General features: G+C 66.9%; 20 protein-coding genes and 4 pseudogenes. 16 read left to right on the forward strand and 8 right to left on the reverse strand.

Features of this window, described 5'->3' with window-relative positions:
- Nucleotides 1-2 precede the first annotated feature (2 nt).
- From K6K41_RS13995 to K6K41_RS14040, 9 genes and pseudogenes are all read left to right on the forward strand, one after another.
- On the forward strand, nt 3-1,274 hold the full coding sequence (locus K6K41_RS13995; RefSeq protein WP_261405530.1) for a TolC family protein: 1,272 nt from the start codon (nt 3-5) through the stop codon (nt 1,272-1,274).
- On the forward strand, nt 1,271-1,648 hold the full coding sequence (locus tag K6K41_RS14000) for a hypothetical protein (RefSeq protein ID WP_261405531.1): 378 nt from the start codon (nt 1,271-1,273) through the stop codon (nt 1,646-1,648). Before K6K41_RS13995 ends, K6K41_RS14000 begins: the two co-directional genes overlap by 4 nt.
- 612 nt (nt 1,649-2,260) lie before the next feature.
- Nucleotides 2,261-3,164: pseudogene (gene ihpB / locus K6K41_RS14005) on the forward strand (divalent metal ion exporter adaptor subunit IhpB).
- Nucleotides 3,165-3,246: 82 nt separating this feature from the next.
- Nucleotides 3,247-3,372 (forward strand): annotated as a pseudogene (locus tag K6K41_RS14010) (efflux RND transporter permease subunit); the annotation flags it as partial.
- Nucleotides 3,373-3,529: 157 nt separating this feature from the next.
- Nucleotides 3,530-5,555: pseudogene (locus K6K41_RS30465) on the forward strand (efflux RND transporter permease subunit).
- Nucleotides 5,556-5,572: 17 nt separating this feature from the next.
- The gene (locus K6K41_RS14025) at nt 5,573-6,409 is read left to right on the forward strand and encodes an efflux RND transporter permease subunit (RefSeq protein ID WP_261405738.1); all 837 of its coding nucleotides are present in this window, start codon (nt 5,573-5,575) and stop codon (nt 6,407-6,409) included.
- A complete protein-coding gene (locus tag K6K41_RS14030; RefSeq protein WP_261405532.1) occupies nt 6,406-6,876 on the forward strand; it encodes a hypothetical protein in 471 nt (156 codons plus the stop codon). The genes K6K41_RS14025 and K6K41_RS14030 overlap by 4 nt, the downstream gene beginning before the upstream one ends.
- 12 nt (nt 6,877-6,888) lie before the next feature.
- On the forward strand, nt 6,889-7,851 hold the full coding sequence (locus K6K41_RS14035; RefSeq protein WP_261405533.1) for a cation diffusion facilitator family transporter: 963 nt from the start codon (nt 6,889-6,891) through the stop codon (nt 7,849-7,851).
- A gap of 636 nt (nt 7,852-8,487) precedes the next feature.
- Complete coding sequence (locus tag K6K41_RS14040; protein WP_261405534.1) at nt 8,488-8,991, forward strand: Crp/Fnr family transcriptional regulator; 504 nt, start codon at nt 8,488-8,490, stop codon at nt 8,989-8,991.
- A gap of 79 nt (nt 8,992-9,070) precedes the next feature.
- Here the strand turns inward: K6K41_RS14040 and K6K41_RS14045 are convergent, their stop codons facing one another.
- Nucleotides 9,071-9,289, reverse strand: a complete 219-nt coding sequence (locus K6K41_RS14045; RefSeq protein ID WP_261405535.1) for a hypothetical protein — start codon at nt 9,287-9,289, stop codon at nt 9,071-9,073.
- A 153-nt stretch (nt 9,290-9,442) separates the two neighbouring features.
- Between K6K41_RS14045 and K6K41_RS14050 the strand changes: the two genes are divergently transcribed.
- Nucleotides 9,443-9,907, forward strand: coding sequence for a DUF411 domain-containing protein (locus K6K41_RS14050; protein WP_261405536.1), 465 nt, complete (start codon nt 9,443-9,445; stop codon nt 9,905-9,907).
- 123 nt (nt 9,908-10,030) lie between these two features.
- On the forward strand, nt 10,031-10,657 hold the full coding sequence (locus K6K41_RS14055; RefSeq protein ID WP_261405537.1) for a tyrosine-type recombinase/integrase: 627 nt from the start codon (nt 10,031-10,033) through the stop codon (nt 10,655-10,657).
- Nucleotides 10,658-11,006: 349 nt separating this feature from the next.
- Here the strand turns inward: K6K41_RS14055 and K6K41_RS14060 are convergent.
- The 7 genes and pseudogenes from K6K41_RS14060 to K6K41_RS14090 all read right to left on the reverse strand — a co-directional run.
- Nucleotides 11,007-12,833, reverse strand: a pseudogene (locus tag K6K41_RS14060) (iron ABC transporter permease); the annotation flags it as partial.
- A complete protein-coding gene (locus tag K6K41_RS14065; RefSeq protein ID WP_261405538.1) occupies nt 12,830-13,723 on the reverse strand; it encodes an ABC transporter substrate-binding protein in 894 nt (297 codons plus the stop codon). The gene K6K41_RS14065 and the pseudogene K6K41_RS14060, both read right to left, overlap by 4 nt.
- Nucleotides 13,708-15,057 (reverse strand): TonB-dependent siderophore receptor, encoded by a 1,350-nt coding sequence (locus K6K41_RS14070; protein WP_261405539.1) that lies wholly within the window; start codon nt 15,055-15,057, stop codon nt 13,708-13,710. The genes K6K41_RS14065 and K6K41_RS14070 overlap by 16 nt, the downstream gene beginning before the upstream one ends.
- Nucleotides 15,058-15,196: 139 nt before the next feature.
- A complete protein-coding gene (locus K6K41_RS14075) occupies nt 15,197-16,087 on the reverse strand; it encodes a TonB-dependent receptor (RefSeq protein ID WP_261405540.1) in 891 nt (296 codons plus the stop codon).
- A 154-nt stretch (nt 16,088-16,241) separates the two neighbouring features.
- The gene (locus tag K6K41_RS14080) at nt 16,242-17,177 is read right to left on the reverse strand and encodes a FecR family protein (RefSeq protein ID WP_261405541.1); all 936 of its coding nucleotides are present in this window, start codon (nt 17,175-17,177) and stop codon (nt 16,242-16,244) included.
- A 78-nt stretch (nt 17,178-17,255) separates the two neighbouring features.
- Nucleotides 17,256-17,756 carry an RNA polymerase sigma factor gene (locus K6K41_RS14085; protein WP_261405542.1) on the reverse strand — a complete coding sequence of 167 codons (501 nt, stop codon included), beginning with the start codon at nt 17,754-17,756 and terminating at the stop codon, nt 17,256-17,258.
- A gap of 458 nt (nt 17,757-18,214) precedes the next feature.
- Nucleotides 18,215-20,065, reverse strand: a complete 1,851-nt coding sequence (locus tag K6K41_RS14090; protein ID WP_261405543.1) for a sigma-54-dependent Fis family transcriptional regulator — start codon at nt 20,063-20,065, stop codon at nt 18,215-18,217.
- A gap of 397 nt (nt 20,066-20,462) precedes the next feature.
- Here K6K41_RS14090 and K6K41_RS14095 point away from each other — a divergent pair, with 397 nt between their 5' ends.
- The 5 genes from K6K41_RS14095 (at nt 20,463) to K6K41_RS14115 (ending at nt 25,399) form a co-directional block, all read left to right on the forward strand.
- On the forward strand, nt 20,463-21,146 hold the full coding sequence (locus K6K41_RS14095) for an MIP/aquaporin family protein (protein ID WP_261405544.1): 684 nt from the start codon (nt 20,463-20,465) through the stop codon (nt 21,144-21,146).
- Between the two features lie 113 nt (nt 21,147-21,259).
- Nucleotides 21,260-22,783, forward strand: coding sequence for an aldehyde dehydrogenase family protein (locus tag K6K41_RS14100; RefSeq protein ID WP_261405545.1), 1,524 nt, complete (start codon nt 21,260-21,262; stop codon nt 22,781-22,783).
- Between the two features lie 342 nt (nt 22,784-23,125).
- The gene (locus tag K6K41_RS14105; protein WP_261405546.1) at nt 23,126-23,614 is read left to right on the forward strand and encodes a QcrA and Rieske domain-containing protein; all 489 of its coding nucleotides are present in this window, start codon (nt 23,126-23,128) and stop codon (nt 23,612-23,614) included.
- A 151-nt stretch (nt 23,615-23,765) separates the two neighbouring features.
- Nucleotides 23,766-25,121: an outer membrane protein assembly factor BamB family protein gene (locus K6K41_RS14110; RefSeq protein ID WP_261405547.1), complete on the forward strand. Its 1,356-nt coding sequence runs from the start codon at nt 23,766-23,768 to the stop codon at nt 25,119-25,121.
- Nucleotides 25,118-25,399 carry a hypothetical protein gene (locus K6K41_RS14115; RefSeq protein ID WP_261405548.1) on the forward strand — a complete coding sequence of 94 codons (282 nt, stop codon included), beginning with the start codon at nt 25,118-25,120 and terminating at the stop codon, nt 25,397-25,399. Before K6K41_RS14110 ends, K6K41_RS14115 begins: the two co-directional genes overlap by 4 nt.
- The last annotated feature ends 327 nt before the right edge of the window (nt 25,400-25,726 follow it).

Below are 25,726 nucleotides of genomic sequence, written 5' to 3' on the forward strand. Positions count from 1 at the left end.
TCATGCTTTTCAGAACCCGCGCGCTTGCGCTGGGGGTGGCGATCGCGCTGCTTCCCGCGCCGGCGACTCACGCCGCGCCGTCGTCGCGGTCGCTTACGCTGTCACAGGCGCTGTCGCGCGCCGTCGCCTCCTCCCCTGGTCTTGCCGCGGCCGACCGGGAGATCGGGGCGGCGGGTGGACGGAGCCTCCAGTCCGGCGTCTTCCCCAACCCCGAGCTATCCGCCGAGCTCGACAACGCCTTCGGCTCGAAGCTCAAGCGCAATCTCGAGACCGCCGAGACCACGCTCCAGATCAGCCAGCTCTTCGAGCTCGGCGGCAAGCGCGAGGCCCGGATGGCGATCGCGGCCGCCGACATCGACGCTGCGCGCTGGGACCGGGCCGCGACCCGGCTCCAGGTCCTCGCCGAGACGGCCGAGGCCTACGCAAGGACGCTCGGCGCCCAGCGTCGCGTGGCGGAGCTCGAGGAACAGGTCGACGACCTCGACCGCCTGACCCCGCTGCTCCAGCGGCGGGTCGAGGCGGGCGCGTCCTCGAGCGCGGAGATCTCGCGCGGCCGACTCGCCACCGAGACGACGCGCGTCGAACTCGCCAAGGCGAAGGCCTCGTTCCAGGCGGCGCGGCGAGAGCTGTCGGTGCTGATCGGGGAGAAGGCGCCGTCCTTCGCCTCCGTCGGCGGCGACCTCTCGCGCATCGGCGCGCCGCCCTCGTTCGACAGCCTGATGTCTCGGGCGCTGCAGACCCCGCAGCTCACGCGCTTCACGGCCGTGAGGGCCCAGCGCCGGGCGCTGCTCGCGGCCGCGCAGGCGAAGGCCGTGCCCGACATCACCGCGGGCGTCGGCTGGCGGCATTACCGTGAGGACCGCTCGAACGCCGTCATGGCCTCGCTCAGCGTGCCCCTCCCGGTCTTCGACCGAAACCAGGGCGGCGTGATCGAGGCGAACGAGACGCTCGCCAAGACCGAGGCCGAGAAGGCCGCGGCCCAGCGGACCCTGACGGTGCTCGTCGGCAACGCCTACGAGGCGTTGAGGGGCTCCTATGACGAGGCCCGGCTCACCCGCGCCAACGTTCTGCCCGTCGCCCGCGAGGCCTGGGACAGCATCCGCTCCGGCTACGGCGAGGGCCGCTACTCGCTGCTCGAGCTGCTCGACGCGCGCGCCGCGCTCTCGGAAGCCTCGCTCAAGGAGATCGACGCCCTCGTCTCCTTCCACTCATCGCTCGCCAGTCTCGAAGGCCTGACGGGATCCGCCCTCGTTCTGTCCCGGAGAGACAAATGACCTCGTTCAAGACCACTTCCGTGGCGGCCGCGCTCCTGCTCGCCTCGCTGACTTCCGCCTTCGCAGCGCCCGCATCGACGCCCCGCGTCGTTCCGCTGCCCGGCTACGACGGCGCCTGGGTCTATGACGGCCGCACGCCGCCGACCTGCAACGCCCGCGACATCCGCGTCCGCCACTTCGCGGGTGACGGCCATGCCGACACGCATGCCGACCACGCCCACCTCGGCCACGGCCACAAGTGGTCGAAGCGGAACTTCAAGGGCTACCCGACGAAGCCCCCCTGCTACGTGCGCCGCGCTTCCGCCCAACCAGAAACCCCTGCCGACCTCGCGACCGCCGCGACCCGCAACGCCCTGTCCGGAGACCTGTCATGAGCCGCTCCTTCGCACGCGACGCCGCCGTACTCGTGGTCGGGGGTCTCATCGGGGCCGGCGGCCTCTACGCCGCCCAGCAGGGACCGTCCGCGGTCGCAAACCCAGGCGCTCGCGCTCTACTCCGGCCTGATGGGCGGTGACGGCCACGCACACGCCGAAGCCCCGAAGGCGCTTGCCGCCGCGGACGGTCACAAGGAGGGCGACGGCCATGCCCACGGCAAGGACGGCGGCCATTCGAAGGACGACGGCCACGGTCACGGCAAGGAGGACGACCACTCCAAGGACGACGGCCACGGCCATGGTTCCGGCAAGGACGATGGGCATGGCCATGGCAAGGACGACGGGCACGGCCACAAGCCGAAGCCCAAGGCCGACGCAGGTGCCCCGATCCAGGTCGTGGCCGCCGACGACCACAAGGAGGGCGACGGACACGGTCACGGCAAGGAGGACGCGCACTCCAAGGATGATGGGCACGGCCATGGGAAGGACGACGCCCATTCCAAGGACGACGGCCACGGACACGGGTCGGGCAAGGATGACGGGCACGGGCATGGCGCGGATGACGGCCACGGCCACGACAAGCCGAAGGCCGACGCCGGGGGGGAAGCGCCCCTGAAGGTCGCGGCCGTCGACGCCAAGGTCGACGGGCACGGCCACGGCGCCGAGAAGGAGGACGACGGCCACGGCCATGGGGCCGAGCTCCCCGAGGGCGTCGTCGAGCTGGGCGAGGCCAAGGTGAAGGCCGCGGGCATCGCGCTCGGCAAGGCGGGCGCCTCGACGCTCCGCGAGGAACTCCAGCTCAACGGCATCGTGCAAGCGAACCAGGAAGCGGTCGTGCAGGTCACGCCGCGCTTCCCCGGCGTGGTCCGCACGCTGTCGAAGCGCCTCGGCGACCAGGTGAAGGGCGAGCTGCTCGCGGTCGTCGAGAGCAACCAGAGCCTCACCACCTACGAGCTGAAGGCCCCGATGGCGGGCGTCGTCACCGAGCGGCAGGCCTCGCTCGGCGAATACGTCTCCGAGCAGAAGCCCGCCTTCGTCATCACCGACCTCTCGACGCTCTGGGTCGACTTCTCGGTCTACCGCCGCGACCTCGCGAAGGTCGCGGTCGGCGAGACCGTGCGGATCGACCCCGAGGACGGCGGAGAGCCGATCGAGGCGCAGATCTCCTACCTGTCGCCGATCGGGGCCGCGGACACCCAGAGCGCGGTGGCGCGCCGTGATCCCGAACGACGGCCGCTTCAGGCCGGGCCTGTTCGCGACGGGCGCGGTCGCGACCGCCGAGCAGTCCGTGCCGCTCGCCGTGTCGATCGACGCCGTGCAGTCGCTCGAGGGCCGCGACGTCGTGTTCGTCCGCGAGGGCGACCGTTTCGCCGCCCGTGACGTGACGCTCGGCCGCCGGGATGGACGGTCCGTCGAGGTCGTCACGGGCCTGAAGGGAGGCGAGGCCTACGCCTCGAGGAACAGCTTCGTCGTGAAGGCAGAGCTCGCAAAGGGAAGCGCGAGCCATGAGCACTGATACGACGCGCACCGAGGCGGGCGACTACAAACCCAATGGCCTGATCGAACGGATCCTGGCGTTCTCCATCGCGCAGCGGTGGATGGTGGTGTTCGCGTGCCTGGCCGTCGCGGGGTTCGGCGTCTTCAACTTCCTGCGCCTGCCGATCGACGCGGTGCCGGACATCACCAACGTCCAGGTCCAGATCAACACCACCGCCCCCGGCTTCTCGCCTCTCGAGGTCGAGCAGCGCATCACGTTCCCGCTCGAGACCAGCCTCGGCGGCTGCCGGACCTCGACTACACCCGCTCGCTGTCGCGCTACGGCCTCTCCCAGGTCACGGTCGTGTTCAAGGACGGACCGACATCTACTTCGCCCGCCAGCTCGTGAACGAGCGGCTGCAGCAGGCCAAGGACCAGTTGCCCGCCGGGATCGAGACCGCCATGGGACCGATCTCCACGGGCCTCGGCGAGATCTACAACTACGTCGTCGACGCCAAGCCCGGCGCGAAGAAGCCCGACGGCTCGGACTACAGCCCCGCGGACCTCAGGACGATCCAGGATTGGATCATCACGCCGCAGCTCCGCACCGTGCCGGGCGTCGTCGAGGTCAACACGATCGGTGGCTACGAGCGCCAGCTCCACGTGCTGCCGAACCCGGCGCGGCTGATGGCCTACGGGCTGACGTTCCGCGACGTGATGACGGCGCTCGCCACCAACAACGCCAATGTCGGCGCCGGCTACATCGAACGGAACGGCGAGCAGTATCTCGTCCGCACGCCCGGCCAGGCGCTGACGGCGGAAGACGTCGGCGGCATCGTCGTGAACTCCCACGCCGGAACTCCGGTCCGCGTCTCGGACGTCGCCGAGGTCAAGGACGGGCGCGAACTCCGCAACGGGGCCGCGACGCTCAACGGCCACGAGGTCGTCCTCGGCACCACCATGCTGCTGATCGGCGAGAACAGCCGCACCGTGGCCGAGCGCGTCGCGAACAAGCTCGGTGAGATCCAGAAGTCGCTGCCCGAGGGGATCGAAGCTCGCTCCGTCTACGACCGCTCGACGCTGGTCGAGGCGACCATCGCGACGGTGGAGAAGAATCTCGTCGAGGGCGCGCTGTTCGTCATCGCGGTGCTGTTCCTGCTGCTCGGCAACATCCGCGCCGCCATCGTCACCGCCTTCGTGATCCCGCTCTCCATGCTCTTCACCATCACGGGCATGGTCGAGAACAAGGTCTCGGCCAACCTCATGAGCCTCGGCGCGATCGACTTCGGCATCATCATCGACGGCGCCGTGATCATCGTGGGAGAACTGCCTGAGGCTGCTCGCCCACGAGCAGGAGCGGCGGGGCCGCCTGCTGACGATGCAGGAGCGTTTCTCGACGATCCTGGCGGGATCGAGCGAAGTCATCCGGCCGAGCCTCTTCGGCACCATGATCATCGCGGTGGTCTACCTGCCAGTGCTCACTCTCACGGGGGTCGAGGGCAAGATGTTCACGCCGATGGCGCTCACCGTGCTGATGGCGCTGCTCGGCGCGTCGATCTTCTCGATGACCTTCGTCCCCGCGGCGATCGCGATCTTCGTCTCCGCAAGGTGTCGGAGAAGGAGAACTGGTTCATGCGCGGCGCGCGCGTGACCTACGAACCTCTGCTTGGCCTCATGATCAAGCTGCGCTGGGTCGTGGCCCCGGCCGCGGTCGCGCTGGTCGTCGTGACCGGGATCGCGGCCTCCCGCATGGGCGGCGAGTTCATCCCGAGCCTCGACGAGGGCGACGCAGCGATCCAGGCGCTGCGCGTGCCGGGCACCAGCCTCACCCAGTCGCTGGAGATGCAGGGAGCGCTCGAAAAGCGCCTCATGCAGCATCCCGAGGTGAAGGAGGTGTTCGCCCGCACGGGCGTCGCCGAAGTCGCGACCGACGCAATGCCGCCCTCGATCTCGGACGGCTACATCATGCTGAAGCCTAGGTCGGAGTGGCCAAACCCCAAGAACCAAGGCCGAGCTGATGGAGGACGTGGAGAAGGCCGCCGAGGAGATCCCCGGCTCGAACTACGAGCTCTCGCAGCCGATCCAGCTCCGCTTCAACGAGCTGATCTCGGGCGTGCGTTCGGATGTCGGCGTGAAGATCTTCGGCGACGACCTCGACACGCTGCTGAAGGTCGCGGGCGAGGTCCAGACCGTGCTTCAAAAGGTGCCCGGAGCCGCGGACGTGAAGACCGAGCAAGTCACCGGCCTGCCGATCCTCACGGTGAAACTCAACCGCACCGCTCTCTCCCGCTACGGGGTGAGCGTCGGTGACGTTCAGGAGATCGTCGAGATCGCGGTCGGCGGAAAGGAAGCCGGGCAGATCTTCGAGGGCGACCGTCGCTTCGACATCGTGGGCTGCCCGAGCGGCTCCGCACCGACATCGAGGCGCTGAAGAACATCCCGGTCCCGCTGCCGACCCCGGACGGCAACGAGGCGCAGGCCAGTCCGGCGATCCTGGGAGGCCCGCCGTCTTCCCGCACGCGTTACGTGCCGCTCTCCTCGCTCGCCTCGCTCGAGGTGGCTCCCGGACCGAACCAGATCAGCCGCGAGAACGGCAAGCGCCGCATCGTGGTCTCGGCGAACGTCCGCGACCGCGATCTCGGCTCTTTCGTGGGCGAGGCGCAGAGGCAGATCGCCGAACAGGTGAAGCTGCCGTCCGGCTACTGGATCGGCTGGGGCGGGCAGTTCGAGCAGCTCGTTTCCGCGACACAGCGGTTGACGATCGTCGTTCCGATCGCGCTCGGGCTGATCTTCGTGCTGCTGTTCATGAGCCTCGGCTCGTTCAAGGACGCGGGCGCTCGTGTTCTCGGGCGTGCCGCTCGCGCTCACCGGTGGCGTGGCTGCGCTGTTGATCCGCGACATCCCCTCTCGATCAGCGCGGGCATCGGGTTCATCGCGCTGTCGGGCGTGGCGGTGCTGAACGGCCTCGTCATCATCGCGTTCATCCAGAAGCTCCGCGACCAGGGATTGGATCTGGTCGAGGCGGTGAAGGAGGGCGCGCTGACCAGGCTTCGTCCGGTGCTCATGACCGCGATGGTGGCCTCGCTCGGCTTCGTGCCGATGGCGATCGCGACCGGGCCGGGCGCGGAGGTGCAGCGTCCGCTCGCCACCGTCGTGATCGGCGGGATCGTGTCGTCCACGATCCTGACCCTGCTCGTGCTCCCTGCGCTCTACGTGCTGTTCACGCGGCGCCGGAAGCCGGACCCGGCTCCCGAGCCGGATGCAGCCGTGGCGGCCGCGTCATGAGGGCCGCGGCCGTCGGCGCGGCTGCGCTCGCTCTCGCGCTGGGGACCTTGTCCCCGGCGCGGGCGCTTAACGAGGACGTGATGCGCAACGTCCTGTCCTCGGTGTTCCTCGCCCAGAACTTCACGGCCGTCTGCGTGCAGGTCGACCCCGACTTCGCCCGCGAGACGGGCGGCAAGGATGGCGACGCCTCCAAGGTCATCGCCCACATGAAGGACGAGATCATCGCGACGATAACGCGCGACGAGGCCGCGCAGATCGTCGTCAGCGCCGCAGGCGCGGCCCGCGCGGTCGGCCTCGGCATGATCCGCTCGCTCTCCGGCGGATCGGTCGAGGAGCAGACCGACAGGGTCAGGGCGCTCTGCGAGGGGACGGCGAAGCCGTTGGTGAAGGGCGTCGTCGAGAACCATGACGAGCGCCACGAGTTCTTCGAGCGGATGCTCAAGGACGCGCGCCAGGGCCGCGGCTGAGGACGGGCGACGATGACCACACACAACGACCATGCCGGACACGACCATGGTGGCGAAGATCATTCCGGCCACGCCCACGGGCCGGGCGGGCACTCCCACGCGCCTGCGAGCTTCGGCAAGGCGTTCGCGATCGGCATCGCGCTCAACACGGCATTCGTGATCGTCGAGGCGGGCTACGGCTACGCCAGCAACTCCCTCGCCCTCGTGGCGGACGCGGGCCACAACCTCTCCGACGTGCTCGGCCTCGTGGTCGCGTGGGTCGCGGCAACGCTCGCCAAGCCCCCACCGTCACCGCGCTTCTCCTACGGCCTGCGGTCGTCCTCGATCATGGCGGCTTTGTTCAACGCGATCTTCCTGCTGATCGCGGTCGGCATGATCACCTGGGAGGCGATCCAGCGCTTCTCCGACCCGCAGCCCGTCGCAGGCGTCACCGTCATGGTGGTGGCCGCGATCGGGGTGCTGATCAACGGCTTCACCGCGTTCCTGTTCATGTCGGGCCGCAAGGGCGACATCAACATCAAGGGCGCCTACCTCCACATGCTGGCGGATGCGGGCGTCTCGGTCGCCGTGGTCGTGGCGGGGCTCCTGGTGCTGCAGACGGGGTGGCAATGGCTCGACCCCGTCGTCAGCCTCGCGATCGCCGCGGTGATCACCATCGGGACCTGGGGTCTGCTGCGCGACAGCGTGACGATGTCGCTCGACGCGACCCCGCCTGGCATCGACCCCGCGGCCGTCGCCGCCTTCCTTGAAGAGCGTACCGGGGTCGTGGAGGTCCACGACCTCCACGTCTGGCCGATGAGCACGACCGAGACGGCGCTCACCGCGCATCTCGTCATGCCCTCGGGCCATCCGGGCGACGCGGCCATGCGCTTGATAGCCCAGGAGCTCGAGGAGCGCTTCGGCATCGCCCACCCGACGATCCAGATCGAGCTCGCGACGGGCTCCTGTCCGCTGGCCCCTGCCCATGCGGTCTAAGACCGGGACACGCGCCGCGTTTCTTCTGCGCGCTCGCGGGCAAGGCGGCGGCGCTTGCGACGCTGGTCGCCATGCTGCTGCTCGCAGTGTCCCACGTCGAGATCGATCACGCCTCCCGCCTCTCGCCGGCCTCCGGCCAGCAGACCGTGCTCGTGACCTCCGCGCCCTGCTCGTCCGCGGCGCTCGGACATGCCGGCTCGGGCGCCGCCGAGTGCTCCGCCCCGTGCGTTTGCCCCGCTTCCGGCCGCCCTCGGTTCATGGGCGGCGATCGCCCAGCGGTCCCCGTCGGCCCGGTGTCCCTGCCCCGGCCTCGACGGCGTCCACGTCGGCTTCGCCACTCCGCCTCCCCGGATCGCCTGATCGCGCCGTCCGGCGGATGCGGCGACGCCGTTCCGCCGACCTTGCTTTCAGCGACGCGTCCCTGACGCGACGGCCGACGCCGTCAGCGGGACGCAGGACCGACTCCGGGAACGAAGACATGATCACCCACTCATCCTGCGCGCACCCCATCAAGCGGACGACCTCGACCTGCTCGCGACCATCGAGGGCCACCAGATCGAGCTGCTCGCCCGTCGGATCCGGCTTCCCCGCGGGACGAAGCTCGACCTGCCGGGTCGGCACGGCTCCACGCTGGTCTTGGCCTCGGGAAGACTGTCGGCCGAGACGATCACGTCCGACGGGCACGAGGCCTTCGCGGCCGACGTCGAGCCGGGCGACGTGATCGGCGAGGCCTTCGCGTTCGAGCGCTGCGACACACCGTTCGAGATGGTGGCCGACGAGGCGTCCGAGGCCTGGTGTTTCGAGGCGCGCGACTTCGCGGCCGCGTTCGAGCGCCACCCCGCTTTCGCCAAGGCGGTGGTGCGCGCGATGTGCCGTCGGCAGTGCCGAACGCTTCAGAGGATGTCGGAAGTCATGACGCTGCCGATGGCGGGCAGGCTGGAGGCCGAGTTGCTTCGGCTCGCGGCCTGCGACCCGTCGGGCCGCGCGATCGGACGGCTGCCGACCCATAAGCAGATCGCCTCGCGCATCGCGACGCAGCGGGAGGCGGTGACCAAGGAGCTAAGCCGTCTCGAGCGGCAAGGCGCCATCCGCAAGGAGCGCCATGGCCTGAGGCTCGTCGGACCTAGCTGGAACCCCTGAGTTTGGGCGGGCCAGCCCCAGGAGGGGCTGGCCCTGCGGCGCCGTCAGGGTTGGAGACCAATGACGGCGCCGGTTCGGATCAGCGCGCGATCACGCGGCTGGGGTCGTGGCGGTTGGTCGCCTCACGGTCCACGCTGCCCGTCCGCTCGCCGGACAGGACGCTGAAGTCCGGCACGCTGTCGTAGAAGTCGGCGCTGTCGCGCAAGTGCTGGTTCGTCGAGTTGGCGGGCCCGGTCCCCGCAGTCGCGGCCGCGACCGAGGACATCAGGACGAGGGCGGCGGCGATCATGGTCTTCATCGTGGGTTACTCCCTTGTGGAAGCTCGTCTTGAGCTTGGGACCACGATGCGGGCAGGCCCGGATACGCCGGGTGGAAAGTCCCACATCAGCGGACAACTGGACGTGAGCCGGGCGTGTGCGAAGGTGGCCGGGAAAGAAGGAGGGCGACGCCCATGACGATGAACCGCAGGACGTTCACGCTGTTGGCGGCCGGCGCCGCGCTGCTTGTCCCAGGCGGGGTCCGCGCCGCTCCGGCGATGACCGTCCACAAGGATCCGACCTGCGGCTGCTGCGAGGCCTGGGTCGATCACGTCCGCGCGGCCGGCTACGAGGCGCAGGTCGTCGAGGTCGCGGCCATCAACACCGTCAAGGCGAAGCTCGGCGTGCCCCCCGGCCTGAGGTCCTGCCACACGGCCGAGATCGACGGCTACGTGCTCGAGGGCCACGTTCCCGCGGCGGCGATCGCGAGGCTGCTCGCCGAGCGCCCGAAGGTGCGGGGCCTCGCCGTGCCCGGGATGCCGATCGGCTCGCCTGGCATGGAGGTCGAGGGACGTGATCCCGAATCCTATGACGTGATGGCTTTTGGCGACAGCGAACCCAAGGCCATGATGAGGTTTCGGGGAAATATTGCGCTTTAGCGCCTTGCCGCGAGGGGGAAGTCCAGTCCGCTTCTCGGCGATTATGCAATGTCTGCTGATGGCGCGTCGCTGAACGATTGCGGGTGTATGATCGGGTTGAGGGGCCGCCTCTAGGAGGAGGCAATGCGCCAGCCCGACTTGTTCCGCTTACCCAAGAAGCCATGGAACGCCGGTCGTCTCATCGGACCAAAAGCGCCGCTGAAGCCGAAGCACATCTGGGCGATCCGCCAACAGTTGAAGACCAACGCTCAGGTCCGCGACCTTGCGATGTTCAATTGCGCCCTCGACGCGAAGCTTCGCGGATGTGACCTGGTCAAACTCCGGATCAGCGACGTGGCTATGGGCGGATCGATCCGCCTGAGGTCGACGGTCATGCAGCAGAAGACCGGCCGACCGGTTCCATTCGAGATCACCGAGCCTGCAAGAGATGCGCTCGCGGCCCGGCTGCGGGTGAGAGGTGGTCGACCGGATGACTGGCTGTTCCCGAGCCGGAGCACGCCAGGCCAACACATCGGAACGCGCCAGTACGCCCGGTTGGTCGACAAGTGGGTCCGTATGATCGACCTCGAGCCGACGGCATATGGCACGCACAGCCTGCGCCGCACGAAGGTGTCGCTGATCTACAAGAAGACTGGCAACCTGAGGGCGTGCCAGTTGCTCCTGGGGCATGGAAAGCTCGAGAGCACGGTTCGCTACCTTGGCATCGAGGTCGACGACGCTCTAGCGCTGTCCGAACAACTCGAGCTTTGAGCCCCATCGGTAAGACCGACAACTCGGAAGGAGCCCAAGGGCAATCAGCCGATGTCCGCTTCCGTCGTTGGACGAGGCAATCCGACCTTACAAAGTCAGCGGCGGCGGGAGCAGCCGCTGACCCAAAGCAGCCATTACGAAGGTGTGCACTTGCGGTCACCGATAGAGCGGTGGACGGCTTCATCGCTGACTGGACTCGCGCCATAGGCGCGCGAGCATGTACGCCCCACCCAAAAGTGAAGCCACCACGCCGCCAGGGATTTGCCAGGGAAAGATCACATTGCGGCCCGAAGTCCGCGAGCGTCAGAAGCCCGCCGCCCACCAATCCGGCGGCCGGGAGGTGCGCGCTAGCTCGCCGAAAGCCCAACAGTCTCGCTGCATGCGGTGCCAGCAGGCCGACGAAGGTCAGCGGTCCCATGGCGACTGTTGCAAGCGCGGTCATAACGGCCGCGCCAAGCACCAGCGCGGCCCGCGCCTTTCCTACAGCCAGACCCAGGGACGCGGCCGAGGTCTCTCCGAGTCCAAGCGCTTCAACGACGCGCGAAGCAAGCGGACTCACTGCAATCGCCGTAAGCCCGGCGGTGAGCGCGAGGCCTGCCTCGAGCGCGCCCGTCCGGTAGGTCGAGCCGGCCATCCAGGCGTATGCGAGGAGCGCGCGAGGATCCCCGCTTGCGAGGAACAGCGCCGCAAACCCCGAGGCCATGGTGGCTGCGGCGACGCCCGCGAGCAGGATACGCTCCGGGGTCGCAGCCGACCCTCGGCCGGCAGCCGCGACCAGCACCAGCGTCGCGAGCGAGCCGATGCTTGCAGCCACGACGGTTGAGGCGCGGTCGAAGCCGGTCGTCAGGACGAGCATCGCAAGCACGCCGAGCATCGCGCCGGCTGACACGCCGAGCGTCTCGGGGGCTGCGAGCGGATTGCGAGTCACGCGCTGGAGGATCGCGCCCGCGATCCCCAGCAGCGCACCCGCGCCGAAGGCGGCGGCGACCCGCGGGGCGCGCAGAGCCGCGATCTCGCCGTCGAGGCGCGTCCAGTCCCAGCCGTCGAGCCCGCAGCCGAAGGTAAGCGAGACGACGCCGACCGCTAGTCCCGCGGCGAGAAGCAAAAGGAGGAATGCGGAGTTGGCGTCCCGCGGCGTTGAGCGAGGCGGATCGAGCGGCCAGGGGTCCGCCCGCAGCCGTCGCAAGAGGAGAACGACAAGCGGCGCGCCGACGAGAGCCGTAACCGCGCCCGTTGGAACCTCTTGCGGAAACGGAAGCGCGGACGAGAACCGGTCAGCCAGCCAGAGCGTCGCGGCTCCGAGAACAGACGACCAGAACAGACGCGATCCAACGCTCTGGGCACCGCCGAGCCGCGCGAGCGCCGGCGCCGCAAGTCCGACGAAGCCGATCACCCCCACCATCGCGGCGACGGAGGCCGAGAGCGCAACCGCGAGCGTGACCGCCGCCAGGCGGATCGTCCCGGGCCTCACGCCGAGCGCGCCCGCCGCAGCGTCGCTTAACCCGAGCACTGACAATGGCCGAACAAGCACTAACGCGAGCGCGCAGCCCAAGGCGAGCCGCAGCGTGAGGCCGAAGGCCGCTGGTCCGCCGTCCTGAGCGAGCGATCCGCTTTGCCAGACGAAGAGCGGCGCCATGTCATCGCTCGTCAGCGTGACCATGGCGGCGGTCGCGGCGCCGCAGGTCAGCGTCACCACGAGGCCCCCGAGCGCGAGCCGCACCGGCGACGCCTGTCTCCCGGCCAACGTGACGGCGAGGCCGGTCGCCGCCGCCGCGCCGCCGAGCGCCACGAGCTCCGCGCCGGCGCCGAGCATCCACGGCGCGAATAGCGTCGCGGCCGACAGCGCGAGGCCCGCGCCTGCGAAGGTCCCGAGCGTCGCAGGTTCGGCGATCGGATTGCGGAGCGCGATCTGAAGCAGGGCTCCCGCGAGACCGAGCGCCGCTCCCGCAACGAGTGAAACGAGCGCACGGGGAACGGCCGAATAGGCGAAGGCGACCTGCCGCAGATCGGTGAGATCCGGATGCAGGACGGCGTCGATCCAAAGCTCCGGCGGCAGCATCCGATCGAAGGCGATCAGCGTCGCGACCAAGGCGGGCGCGGCGACGGCGAGCGCGAGCAGGCCTGGAGAGCGGACCCGGCTGAAGCACGACGAGGCCGACTTTTCCGAAGCGCTCATGCGCCGGGCAGCCGGTCGGCCAGCTCACTTGCAAAACGCGCCGCTGCAGCCGGGCCGCCGAAGGGCCACACGGCGCCGATCATGGTCCAGCGCCCATCGCGCACGAAGGGCAGCTCGTTCCAGAGCCTGCTGCGATCAAGGCGGATGCGGATGTGAGGCGGGATCGGGTCGAGGATCACGAGGCGGGCGCGCGGATCGACGGCGAAGAGTTGCTCGAGGTCGGCGTAGACGAAGCCCCAGCGGCCAGCCGGCTTCTCCCAGGCGTTAACAAGACCAAGCCGCCGCAGCACGTCGTCGAACAGGCCGCCCGCGCCGTAGATCCGCACATGACGGTCTTCGAAGATCGACGCGACGAGCAGCGGCTCGCGCGACCGTCCGGCGAGGCTGCCGCGCGCCGCCGCGATCGACGCGAGCGCCGTGGCGGCTACGGCCTCCCCACGATCCTTCAGCGAAAGCCTCTCCGCGAGCTTCCGCAACTCGCCGACGCCGTTATCGAACGCCGAGCCGCCGGGCGTCACAAGCATGGAAAGCGTGTGCAGCGGCGCGAATCTCTCGATCGGAAGGCTCTCATAGCCATAGCCCGTCGCGCCGATCGCGAGGCCGGGGCGTAAAGCAGCGAGCATCTCGAGATTTGGTTCGGTCCGCGAGCCGAGATCGGCAACGCCTGACGGTAAGGCGGGCGCCACGGCCCATTCGGCGTAAGCCGTCGTATCGCCGACCGCGAGCGGCTGAAGCCCGAGCGAGATCGCCATCTCGGCGGCGGTCCATTCAAGGCAGACCACTTGGGGCGCGGCCCGTGCGGGCTGCGCCCCCGAAGAAAGGCACGCCGCCCCGGCGCCCGCCACGAGCGCGCGGCGGGAGACGTTGAAGCCGCTCAGCTCGCCCACCATGTGTAGGTGGCCTTCAGGATCGCTTTGCGGCCCTCGCCGTAGAAGCAGCCGAAATCCCTCGAGAAGCAGGAGGCAACGTAACGCTTGTCGAACAGGTTGCTGACATTGAGCGCGAGTTTGTAGTTGTCGCGCTTATAGCTCAGCAGGGCGTCCACGACCGCGACGGACGGAACCTTGAACGAGTTGTCGTTGTCGCCGAAGGTCGAGCTCTGCGCGCGGACGCCGCCGCCGAAGCCGAGACCTTTCAGCGCGCCGGTCTGGAGTGTGTAGTCCGCCCAGATCGCCCCGGCGTGCTTCGGGATGCCGTACGTCATGTTGCCCTCCCGCTCAGGGGCGGAGGGGTTTTTGGTTATCTCCAGATCGAGATACGTATAGGCGGCCCGCAGATTGACGCCGTTGGCGAGAGTGGCGACGCCTTCCAGTTCCAGACCACGTGATCGGACCTCTCCGATCACGTTCCCAGTCACGGGCCCAGTCGACTGCTGTACGTTCTGGCGCGTGAGTTCAAAAACCGCCGCCGTGAAGGTCGCGTTCCATTCCGGCGGCTGGAACTTGAGGCCCGCCTCATATTGCTGCCCTGTGTCCGGCTTCAGCGCCGTTCCGCCCGGAGAGGCCACCACAGGCAAGAAGGATTCAGAATAGCTGACGTACGGCGCCAAGCCATTGTCGAAGTTGTAGATCAGCCCGGCCTTGCCGGTGAAGGCGCGATCCATCTGGTCGGTTTCAGGCTCGGCCGACACTGCGTCCTTCGATTTCGTGTCGGCCCAGTCGTAACGTCCGCCCAGAACGATCGACAGCTTGTCGATCTTGATCTGGTCCTGCGCATACACGCCGATCTGACGCTGCTTCGTATTGATGTCCTGATATGGCGCGCCCACCGTGATCGGGCCGCCGTAGATCGGATCGAAGACATCGATCGAGTCGGCTGTCCCTTCGGCGCCGAAGTCCGAGAGGCTTGTGTAGCGGTAATCTAAACCGATTACCGCGGTGTGGCTGAAAGGTCCCGTGTCGACTTTGACCTGAGCGTTGTTGTCGACCGCGAAGGTGTCAAGTTCAGATCGGCCGACGCTGGAAAAGCGTCCGAATTGGTTGCTGCTCGCGTCGACATAGCCGAAACCGTAAACTTGGTCCTGCTCGTTCTTAAGATAGGAATAGCGCAAGTTCTGTCGCACGGTGACCGCGTCGCTGAACCTGTGCTCGAACAGATATCCAATCATCGCCATGTCGGTGTCGTACCGATCAAAATCCGGCTCCCCGAGAAAGCGATTTACCGGATGCGCCGCCCGTTTCGCCGAAAGACCGTTCCGTCCGCCGGGAGGAATTGAAGGCCCCAACCCGCGCGGTCACGCTGGTAGGCGCCTAGCACCGTCAGGGTCGTGTCGTCGGAGGGCTTCCACGTGAAAGACGGCGCGAGAAAGATGCGGTCGTCATCGACGGTGTCGACCTGCGTTTTGCCCTCGCGCACCAGCCCAGTCAGGCGGTAGGAAAATTCGTCTGATCCGGCGACCGGCCCGCCGAAGTCGAACTCGCCCTGATAGCGGTCGAAGCTGCCGATGCTCGCTGAGACCTCGCCGAAGGTAGTCGGTCGGCCGCTTCGATACGTAGTTTGATGATCCCGCCCGGGCCATTCTGACCGTATAGAACCGAAGCCGGTCCCTTGAGAAATTCGATGCGTTCTGCGCCGTACGGATCAAGGCCCTGGAACTCGGTAAACTGGGTGCCGGGCATACGGAGACCGTCTTTGTAGAACGAATTGCCCGTCGCCTCGAAGCCCCTAAGAATGAAACCGCCGAAGCGAGTGTCGGAAGCACCGTTGCGTTCTCCAAGCGCGCCTGAAGTGTAACGCAGCGCGCTGTTTATCGACTCAACACCTTGGGTCTTGAGCTGGTCGCTTGTAACGACCGAGATCGACTGCGGCGTCTCGATCAGCGGGGTGTCGGTCTTGGTGGCTGTGACGGCGCGCGTTGCGTTGAAACCGCTGACATGACCGACAGGATTTTGCCCCCCTTGACCGTTTAGCGCCGCATCGTCCGAGCCGCGCCCTTCGACGTTGATCTCCTCAAGCTCCACCGCTCCCGTGGCCTGGACCTTGACGAGATCCTGCACGGTCACGACGCCTGGAGCGGTGTAGACGTAAACGAGACCGGTGCCCTCGAGCAGCTCACGCAGCGCGCTTTCGAAGGTGTCGGCCTTCACGGCTTTCGCGCGCTTGCCCACTGTGGCGTCGGACGCATAGAGCAGACGCACTTTCGACTGTCGGCCGAGCGCAAGCAGGCCATCTTCAAGGGTGCCAGCGGGGATCGCGATTTCGGCCGTTGGCGCTGCGCCGCGCTCGGCCGCTCCGATAGAGGTCGCGCTTATCACGATAATCGCCGCCGCTGCCGCAGCCGTGACAGCGGTTTGTGGGCGCCCTTACTGCCAGTCATCTCGTCCCCCGACGCGAACGGACCGCGACGGCGGCCACATGACGAGTAAGAGCGAACTCTTGCCAGCCTCCTGACGTCGCTGCCGAAAAAAATTAGCTCGCGGATCGCACGAGGGTCAGCGCGCGGCCAAACCGCATCATCCTGACGGGGAACGTCGCCTCAATCGCAGAGAGAGCAGCCTCGGGGTCGCCGAGATCGAACACGCCGCTGACCTTGAGGTCAGCCGCCCGATCGTCGAGCACAAGGATGGGTCCGTTCCGATAGCGGCCGATCTCGGCCAGGAGATCGCCAAGCCTACGTCCCGAAAAGACGATCCGTCCCTCGCGCCAGGCGACGGCGTCGCTGGCGCCGCCAGGCGGATCGGTCTCGACGAGCCGCCCGTCAGCCCCGCGGGCCGCCCCGTCGCCGGCCCCAAGACGCAGCAGATCAGCGCCGGCGCGCACCTCAACCACGCCCTCTTCAACTACCACCTCGGGGCCTGAACGCGGCGAGCGCGCTACCTCGTAGCGCGTTCCCAGCGCGGTCGCCGAAAGACCGTCGACCATCACGACGAAGGGCCGCTCAGCATCGGGGACGACGTTGAAAAAAACTTGGCCGCGAAGGACCTCCACGCGCCGCTCCCCCGCCACGAAATGAAGCGCTATCGCGCTGTCCGTGTCCAGCGTCGCCTCGGTTCCGTCAGCGAGTCGCACGGCGCGTATCTCACCAACGGAGGTCCAGTGGTCCGAACTTAGCCGGTCGATCAATCCGGATTGATAAAGCGCTGCGCCGAAACCCAGAACCGCAAGCAGCGCCATCAAGCCGCCCCCGCCTGGCTTGGCAGGCTTGACGGGCGCCATTTTCCCAAGTTCGCCCCAAAGTTCGGAAAGATCGTCGAACGCAGCCGCATGTGCTGGCAAGGCTGAGCGCCAGCGTTCGAAAGCGCGTCGATCTTCCGCGCTGGCGTCAGCCGACGACAACCGCGCGACCCAAAGCGCGGCTTCCTCAGCTATGCGTTCTTCGTCTCCGGTCGGTCCCTGCGACGCCATCGGTCCTCTCGCGCGCGGAAAGCCGCTTCGCACTGCACTTTAAGAGCGCGGCGAGCTGCTATGACCTGACGTGCGACTCTAAGAAAGCCTCGATCGCGTCGCGCGGCACGCGAGCAGCGCGCGCATCACATGCTTCTCAACCATGTTGCGCGAGATGCCGAGCCGAAGCGCGATCTCGCTGTTGGCGAGGCCTTCGAAGCGGCTCATCACAAACGCTTCACGGCAGCGCGGCGGCAGCGCGGCGATAGTCTCGGAGAAGGCGCGCAGGCGCTGGCGCGCATCGACTGCGCGTTCGGCGTCGGGCTGGTCGTCGGCGAGGTCAAGGGCGGCGTCGCGGTCGAACAACAGGTCGTCGGCCGCGCGCCTCGCCGACCACGCATAAGCGACAGACCGCGCGACGCGAAAGAGATAGGCCTGCGGATTGTCGATCGCAGTCTCCGGGCCGAGCGAGAGCATGCGCAAGAATGTTTCCTGCGTGGCGTCCGCGGCTTCCTCGCGGCATCGGAACCGACGCTGGAAGAATCGGCGCAGCCTGCTCTCTTCCGAACGCTGCAGGTTCCGCACCAGCAGTCCAGTCATTGTGGTCCCCGATTAGCCTTAACATCAGGCCATTCCACGCCAGTTACGCGGATAGAAAATTCCTTTCAACTTCAATATTTTAGATCCATTCTAAGAAGCCGCATCTGGGCGATCTCGCCATCGACGAGTGACGTTTCTGCAACGCTGAATGGGGCTCTTAAGTAGAGTTAGCCGTCGCCTTGGCGACTTGTGGCGCACGTGGCGGTTGTAGGGCTTGTCTCGGCGGTTGTTTAAACGTCTGCTTGTGGCGCGTCTCAGCCGGAAACTTTCTTGCTAGCATGGCACCTGTCGCCGAGATGGTCCGCCTGCGGCGACGGCGTTCACACGCGCAAAGGCGACGCCATCTGTCCGGCAACTCACGCAGCTGTCGGTCTGGGCTCCGCTCGTCGATGCGGCGTCCGTTCGCGCGGATCATAATCTCGGCTGGCAAGCGGTCACTGCGGTGCCAGGACGACTAATCAATCCATTTCTGAGGGAGCGACGGACTGCGCCTGCAACAGCCGACGATAGAACGTGCCCCGGCTGACCCCAAGGCTGCGGGCAGCGCGAGAAATGTTGCCGCCATGACGGTCTAAAGCGTCTTGAAGGATAAGGCGCGTTTTCGATTGAAGGTCCGATGATTCATTTCGCAATTCCGCCGGTGTAGACAAAATTTCAACAGGTAGCGCAGAACACGGGACTTCGACGGATCGCTCTGCAAGCACGAACAACGTCCGGAGCACGCCTGCGAGTTGGCGAAAGTTGCCCGGCCAGTCGTAACCGGAAAGCCGGCCAAGGGTTTCTGGTGCGAGCCTGTATTCGGGGTCTTCCGAAGTGGTCTGGCTCCATAGATTGGAGACAACGCGCGCGAGTTGAGGGTGTTCTCGGATAGGCTTCAGCCGGACGTGAAATTGCGAAATTCGGTAAAAGAGATCGCGCCGGAATCGGCCGGAAGCCACGAGATCCTCGAGCTTGAGATGGGTAGCGCATATCAACGCGAAGTCTACCGGCACGGCTTTCGAGCAACCCAGGGGTGTGACCTCCCGCTCTTGTAGCGCACGCAACAGTCGCGCCTGCGCGGGGAGGGGCATATCGCCGATTTCGTCAAGCAACAGCACGCCGCCATCCGCTTCTCGCAGCAGACCTTTTGCGCCCTTCTTCAGCGCGCCCGTGAAAGCGCCCTCGACATAGCCAAACAGCTCAGCCTCAATTAGGGATTCTGGCAACGCGGCGCAGTTGACGGCCACGAATGGACATAGCGCGCGCGACGACAGCGCGTGCAGATGGCGAGCGAACACCTCTTTTCCGCAACCGGTCTCGCCGGTCACCACTACCGGCAGGCCGGACTCCATCACCTTGCGCGCCCGCTCGATGTCGGCGCGGGTAGCTTCATCGTAGATTGGCGTGGTTAGGCTTGCCCGGGAGAACCGAGGTAGGCCGGCCAGCGGCCGCGCGGGCGATGCTTTCTCCTGACCGCCGCTGTGGAGACGCCGACCCCTCCAGCTCCTAAGCTCGCGGCCAGCGTATCGACCTGGTTCATCTTCTGGCGAAACATCGAACAATTCGCCGAAGCTGCGGCCTCCAAGCGCCTTCCAGTCGATGTCGACCAGCGCAAGGCCGTGACGGTTAGCCGCGACGAGCCGCAAGTCGTCATTGAATACTAGAACGCCTTCCCTCGCCGTGCCGAGAAGCTGCGGGTCGGCATGGAGCCGAACGACTTGGTGATGAGCGAAAACTTCCGCAAACTGACGGTGTTCGATCTGGTCAATCGCGAGCTCCACTAGGCCAAGCGCATAGGCAGAAGTTGTCGACGCCGGAGCAGAGACATTGAGAACGCCCGCAACTGAGCCATAGGGCGTCATTATGGGGGCGGCGGCGCAGTCAAGGAAACGATTGGTGGCGAAGAAGTGCTCCGAGCCTCTGACGACGAGCGGCTTCAGCTCCATCAGCACAGCCCCGATGCCGTTAGTTCCGCGCAACTGCTCGGTCCACAAAGAGCCTGGGCTGAGCGAGACCTGGTTAGCGCGGCGAGCGAAGTCTTCTGCTCCGACGCAATCCAGCACCACGCCGAGCGGATCCGCGACGATCGCAACCCCCTCGCCGCTGACCGCGACCCGGCGGAGTGTCTCGAGTTCGGGGCGGCAACGTCGATAGAGCTCTTCGCTTTGTTCGATGCGGCTGCGGAGCTCGTGTGACGTCAGTGGTTCAATCCTAGGCGGCGCCTCACCCTCAAGCCCCGACGCTTCGCACCTGCTCCACGAGCGGCGGATATGGTCCGGTTGCACTGCTCCGCGATCTTGAATAGCGCCGGAAGCGGTTGCTTTCTTCATGATAGCGCCTCCCAACATCCTCTTACCCCTAACGAACTGTTCTATAACGGAACAAATTTGTCCGTAGTTGTTCTTCTATATTTCGATCTTGTCATCAAAAGACTGGGCCGTCCAGAGCGTCGTTCCTGACCTATAAACTTCGGCCCTTCTGAAATCTCGAGGATTTCAAGGGAATTATCCTTATTGCGCCGCCAAAACAGTTCGTTTGCGGCGCACCATGGCATGTCCTCTGCTTTTGCCTTCACGCCAACGTTTGGCGAGCGGCTGAGACCAGGCGTCTTTGCAGGTCGTCGAGCCGGCGTTGGCAGAAAACGAGAACAGGGCTCGTCGGAGACGACGGAGCCCTTCAAGGGGGGGTGTTATGGGTCCGGGTTTTCTCGGTGAATTTCTGGGGACGATGGTCCTCATTCTGTTCGGGAACGGCGTCGTGGCCAACGTGCTTCTGACGCAATCCAAGGGGAACGGCGGTGGGTGGATGGTGATCACCACCGGCTGGGCCTTCGGCGTGCTGGCCGGCGTGATCGTGGCGATCGCAGCGGGCTCGAACGCGCATCTCAATCCGGCGGTCAGCGTCGCGCTCGCTTACTCTTCCGGATCCTGGGCGACGGTCCCGACCTATGTGGCGGGGCAGTTCGCAGGCGCCTTCGCGGGCGCCGCTCTGGTGTGGCTCGCCTATCTCGCCCATTGGGCCAAGACCGAGGACAGCGGCCTCAAGCTCGCCTGCTACTCGACCGGCCCCGCGATCCGCGACGCCAAGGCCAATCTGCTCACGGAAGTGATCGGCACCTTCGCGCTCGTCTTCGTGGTGGTGGCGATCGGCGCCAAGGCGGTAGGGGCCGCGGGCGTTCTCGGGCCGCTGATGGTGGCCTTCCTCGTGTGGGGCATCGGCCTCTCGCTCGGCGGGCCGACCGGCTACGCCATCAATCCGGCTCGCGACCTCGGGCCGCGCCTTGCCCACGCGGTGCTGCCGATCGCCGGCAAGGGCGGCTCAGACTGGGGCTATTCCTGGGTCCCAGTCGTGGGCCCGGTTGTCGGCGCGCTGCTCGCGATCATCGTGGCAAAGGCGACGGGCCTCGGCTGAAGCCCGCCGCCGACCAGAAGTCATCCGCACACACGTCAATGCCGCGACGCTCGATCGAGACGTGAGGAAAGCCGCGTCCGGCGTCCGACAGAAACCAAACGGGAGAAACGCAAATGAACGTCAACGTCAACATTCCGACCAGCCGACCCAAGGTCTGCCCGTCGATCGAAGCCTGGCTCGCGCAGCCCCGCCCCCTGCTGATCGACGGCAAGTGGGTTCCGGCGCTCTCGGGCAAGACCTTTCCGGTCTTCGACCCGGCGACCGGCGAGAAGATCGCAGACGTGGCCGAGGGCGACGCCGCCGACATCGATCTTGCGGTCAAGGCCGCCCGCCGCGCCTTCGAGAGCGGCCCGTGGGCCCGCATGACCCCGTCCGAGCGCGGACGCATCATCCATAAGCTCGGCGACCTCGTGCTCGAGCACGCCGATGAACTCGCGACCCTCGAGGCGCTCGACAACGGCAAGCCCAAGCACGTCGCCCGCGCCGCCGACGTGACGCTCTCGGCCGACATGTTCCACTACATGGCCGGCTGGGCAACCAAGATCGAAGGCAAGACGATCTCGATCTCGGCGCTCGCAGCGCCCGGCGTCGACTTCTTCTCTGCGACCCGCCCGGAGCCGATCGGCGTCGTCGGCCAGATCATCCCGTGGAACTTCCCGCTGCTGATGGCGGCCTGGAAGCTCGGCCCGGCGCTCACCACCGGCTGCACGGTGGTCCTGAAGGTCGCCGAAGAGACCCCGCTTTCGGCGCTCCGCCTCGGCGAGTTGATCCTCGAAGCGGGCGTTCCGGCAGGCGTCGTCAACATCATCGCGGGCTTCGGCGAGACCGCGGGCGCGGCGCTCTCGGCGCACCCCGACGTCGACAAGGTGGCGTTTACCGGCTCGACCGACGTCGGCCGCCTGATCGTCAAGGCCTCGGCCGGCAATCTCAAGAAGGTCTCGCTCGAGCTGGGCGGCAAGTCGCCCAACATCGTGCTCGCCGACGCCGACGTGGAACTCGCCATCCAAGGCGCGACCGCCGCGGTGTTCTTCAACCACGGCCAGTGCTGCAACGCCGGTTCGCGCCTCTTCGTCCACCGCTCAATCTTCGACCGCGTGGTCGAGGGTGTGGCGGCGGAAGCGGCCAAGATCAAGCTCGGCCACGGGCTCAACCCCGACACCGAGATGGGTCCGCTCGTCTCCCAGGTGCAGTACGACCGCGTAACGGGTCTGCTGGCCTCGGGCCGGCAGCAGGGCGCGACCGCGGTCTGCGGCGGCGCGGGCGTGGGCGGTCAGGGCTATTTCGTGCCGCCGACGATCTTCACCAACACCACGCCCTCCATGCGCGTGGTCGCCGAGGAGATCTTCGGCCCGGTGCTGGTGGCCGCGCCCTTCGACGACGTCGACGACGCGCTGATCGCCGAAGCCAACAACTCGATCTACGGCCTTGCGGCTGGCGTGTGGTCGACCAACACGGCCAAGGCGCAGTCGATCGCGCATCGCCTGAAGGCCGGCACCGTGTGGGTCAACTGCTACCACATCTTCGACGCCGCGCTGCCCTTCGGCGGCTACAAGCAGTCGGGCTGGGGCCGCGAGATGGGCCAGGCCGTGCTCAACAACTACCTCGAGACCAAGGCCATCACCACCCGCCTCGGGTGACGGCGCGCCCGCGTGACCGCTGACTGAAAGCCGTCGCCGGGCATCCGGCTTCGGCCTTCGGCGGGCGGCGGCGGGACAAGCGCGACGGGATCGGCCGGGGGCCCGATCCCGTCGCGTCCCGGGGATCTTCCAGGACAGACGGCGACATCGGCGCCGACGCCAAAGCAGCGGCGTCGAACCACGGACATCCAGAGTATAGGAATAAAGACCTTGACACGAACTCAAGACGATCGCACGACACCTGATGGCGCGACGGCGACGCCCTGCGGCTGCGGATCTTCCGCCGAGTTCGGACGCAGAGACGTTCTCGCCACAGCCGCCGCGGCGCTCGCCGCCGCCGCCGTGACGCCCGCCTGGGCCCAGACGCCGGCCTCGCCGATGCCGCCCCAGCCGGGCGACCGCTTCGTCCATCTCTCTGGACCCAAGGCCGGCCAGCCAGTCGTTCCCGAAGACCTCGTCATCGGCTCGCCAAGGCTCGCCTACCCGGCCGATCCCGAATCCGGCGAGGCCCGCAAGGCGCGGACCAACCAGGTGGTCCTGACGCGCGTCGATCCCGCGGTCCTGTCGGTGGAGACGCGCTCGGTTTCCTGGAACGGCGTCGTCGCCTACTCGGCGATCTGCACCCACAACGGCTGCCCGGTCACGGGCATGCGCAACGACAAGACACTGCTCTGTCCGTGCCACGAGTCGGAATTCGACATCGCGGACAAAGGCAAGGTGGTTCACGGCCCGGCCGAGCGCCGGCTCTCGAACCTCCCTCTGCAGACGACCGGAGACGCGATCGTGGTCGCGGGTCCGTTCTCCGGCCCCATCGGCGCGCAACGCAAGTAAGCGCCGGGACGCCGGACCTTCTCAAGAAAAGACAAAGGGGAATGCATCTATGCTTAAGTTCGCGACGGCGACGGCTATTGCCGCGCTGGCTCTGTCGGGAGCGGCGAATGCGGGTCCGCTTGAACACTATAAACCCGTCACTCAAGAAAGAATGTCCAATCCGGAGCCCGAAAACTGGCTGATGGCCAAGGGCAACTACGCCGGTTGGAGCTATACCGCGCTCGATCAGATCACGGCCAAGAACGTCAAGAAGCTTCGGCCCGTCTGGAGCTTCTCGACCGGCGTGACCTCCGGTCACGAAGCGCCTGCGATCGTCAATGACGGCGTCATGTTCGTGGCCACGCCTTACAACCAAGTGATCGCCATCAAGGCGGCCACCGGCGAGCAGATCTGGCGCTACAAGCGCGAGTTCCCGGAAGGCTTCAGCGCGTTTCACGTCACCAACCGCGGCGTCGCGCTCTGGGGCGACAAGGTCTATGTCGGCGGCGCGGACTGCAAGCTGACCGCCCTCGACGCCAAGACCGGCAAGGTCGCCTGGGAATCCGTCGTCTGCGACTGGCAGGACGGCGCCTACATCACCTCGGCTCCGGTCGCGGTGAACGGCAAGGTCATCATCGGCCCGTCGGGCGGCGAGTTCGGCGTCCGCGGCTTCCTGAAGGCCTTCGACGCCCAGACCGGCAAGGAAGTCTGGACGACCTACGGCATTCCGGCCCCGGGCGAGCCCGGCTCGGAGACCTGGCCGCATGAAGGCCAGTGGAAGGACGCCTGGAAGATCGGCGGCGCCACGATGTGGATGCCGGGCAATTACGACGTAAAGAACGGCGTTCTCTACTGGGGCGTCGGCAACGGTTCGCCCTGGGTCGGCGACCAGCGTCCGGGCGACAACCTCTACGTCGCCTCCACGATCGCGATGGATCCCGACACCGGCAAGATCAAGAGCCACTTCCAGTATCACTGGAACGACTCCTGGGACTGGGCGGCCATGAACCCGCCGACCCTGATCGACCTCGAGAAGAACGGCGTCAAACAGCCCAACCTCATCAGCGCGCAGCGCAACGGCTACCTGTATCGCCTCAATCACGCGGCCGACGGCGGCAAGATCAACTTCGTCGACGCCCGCCCGTTCGTGAAGAACAACGTCTTCAAGAGCGTCGACCCCAAGACCGGCCGTCCGACCTACAACGAAGAAGCCAAGCCCGGCACGGCAAGGAGCGCATGTACTGCCCGAGCATCTGGGGCGGTAAGGACTGGCCGTACGAAGCGTACAACCCGAAGACCGGGATTCTCTACGTCCCGTTCAACGACAACCACTGCATGGCCTACGGCGGCAAGGTGCAGGAGCGCGTTCCGGGTCAGTGGTACGCGGGCGTGGAGCCTCAGGACATCAAGATCACGATCGAGGAAGGCTTCAAGTTCATCGGCGGCATTCAGGCCGTCGACGCCGCCAGCACGAAGGAAGTGTGGCGCACGACCTATCCCGGGTCGTGGAACTGGGGGTCGATCATGACCACCTCGACCGGCCTGATCTTCGCCGGCGGCACCAACGACCGCATGTTCCGCGCCTATGACGGCAAGTCCGGCGACCTGCTGTGGGAGTTCAAGACCAACTCCGGCATCATCTCGCCCCCCACCAGCTTCTCTGTCGACGGCAAGCAGTACATCGCCGTCGTCTCCGGCTGGGGCGTCGACGCCGCGTGGGTTCAGAACCTGATGGCCGATCGCTACGGCTGGGAGAAGGACTCCCCGCAGGGCGGCACTGTGTGGGTGTTCGCGCTCGACGACTGACGCGTGACCCTCGCGGGTTGAGCTGACGCGCTCCTGCCTGGCGCGCCTCGCGGCCCCCGCGCTTTCCGTCCTTTCGGACAGGACCGCGCGGGGGCCGCACCCTCCTCGATCGATCGAGGCCCCGGTTTCTCATTCTCTCGCGCGGCCGCGACGTCGGCTCCGCAGGAGCGGTTCCGCAATCGACGGCGCTCAGAGCCGTCTTGACCTGAAAGGAGATCTTTCCCGCCCGAGCGACGGGACGTCCCGAGAGGGCGCGACAACGACCGCCGCCGCGACAATGGGGTGGTCTTCGGGTTCTCGGACCCGAAGCCGAAGCGGCGACGGCCT

Source organism: Chenggangzhangella methanolivorans, from assembly GCF_019797865.1.
GTDB lineage: Bacteria > Pseudomonadota > Alphaproteobacteria > Rhizobiales > Methylopilaceae > Methylopila > Methylopila methanolivorans.

What these genes read in the sequence shown, in the direction of transcription:
- K6K41_RS13995 (WP_261405530.1), top strand. Translation starts at nt 3, where the DNA reads ATGCTTTTCAGAACCCGCGCGCTTGCGCTGGGGGTGGCGATCGCGCTG.
- K6K41_RS14000 (WP_261405531.1), top strand. Translation starts at nt 1,271, where the DNA reads ATGACCTCGTTCAAGACCACTTCCGTGGCGGCCGCGCTCCTGCTCGCC.
- K6K41_RS14030 (WP_261405532.1), top strand. Translation starts at nt 6,406, where the DNA reads ATGAGGGCCGCGGCCGTCGGCGCGGCTGCGCTCGCTCTCGCGCTGGGG.
- K6K41_RS14035 (WP_261405533.1), top strand. Translation starts at nt 6,889, where the DNA reads ATGACCACACACAACGACCATGCCGGACACGACCATGGTGGCGAAGAT.
- K6K41_RS14045 (WP_261405535.1), bottom strand. Translation starts at nt 9,289, where the DNA reads ATGAAGACCATGATCGCCGCCGCCCTCGTCCTGATGTCCTCGGTCGCG.
- K6K41_RS14050 (WP_261405536.1), top strand. Translation starts at nt 9,443, where the DNA reads ATGACGATGAACCGCAGGACGTTCACGCTGTTGGCGGCCGGCGCCGCG.
- K6K41_RS14055 (WP_261405537.1), top strand. Translation starts at nt 10,031, where the DNA reads ATGCGCCAGCCCGACTTGTTCCGCTTACCCAAGAAGCCATGGAACGCC.
- K6K41_RS14065 (WP_261405538.1), bottom strand. Translation starts at nt 13,723, where the DNA reads ATGGTGGGCGAGCTGAGCGGCTTCAACGTCTCCCGCCGCGCGCTCGTG.
- K6K41_RS14080 (WP_261405541.1), bottom strand. Translation starts at nt 17,177, where the DNA reads ATGGCGTCGCAGGGACCGACCGGAGACGAAGAACGCATAGCTGAGGAA.
- K6K41_RS14085 (WP_261405542.1), bottom strand. Translation starts at nt 17,756, where the DNA reads ATGACTGGACTGCTGGTGCGGAACCTGCAGCGTTCGGAAGAGAGCAGG.
- K6K41_RS14090 (WP_261405543.1), bottom strand. Translation starts at nt 20,065, where the DNA reads ATGAAGAAAGCAACCGCTTCCGGCGCTATTCAAGATCGCGGAGCAGTG.
- K6K41_RS14095 (WP_261405544.1), top strand. Translation starts at nt 20,463, where the DNA reads ATGGTCCTCATTCTGTTCGGGAACGGCGTCGTGGCCAACGTGCTTCTG.
- K6K41_RS14100 (WP_261405545.1), top strand. Translation starts at nt 21,260, where the DNA reads ATGAACGTCAACGTCAACATTCCGACCAGCCGACCCAAGGTCTGCCCG.
- K6K41_RS14110 (WP_261405547.1), top strand. Translation starts at nt 23,766, where the DNA reads ATGTCCAATCCGGAGCCCGAAAACTGGCTGATGGCCAAGGGCAACTAC.
- K6K41_RS14115 (WP_261405548.1), top strand. Translation starts at nt 25,118, where the DNA reads ATGACCACCTCGACCGGCCTGATCTTCGCCGGCGGCACCAACGACCGC.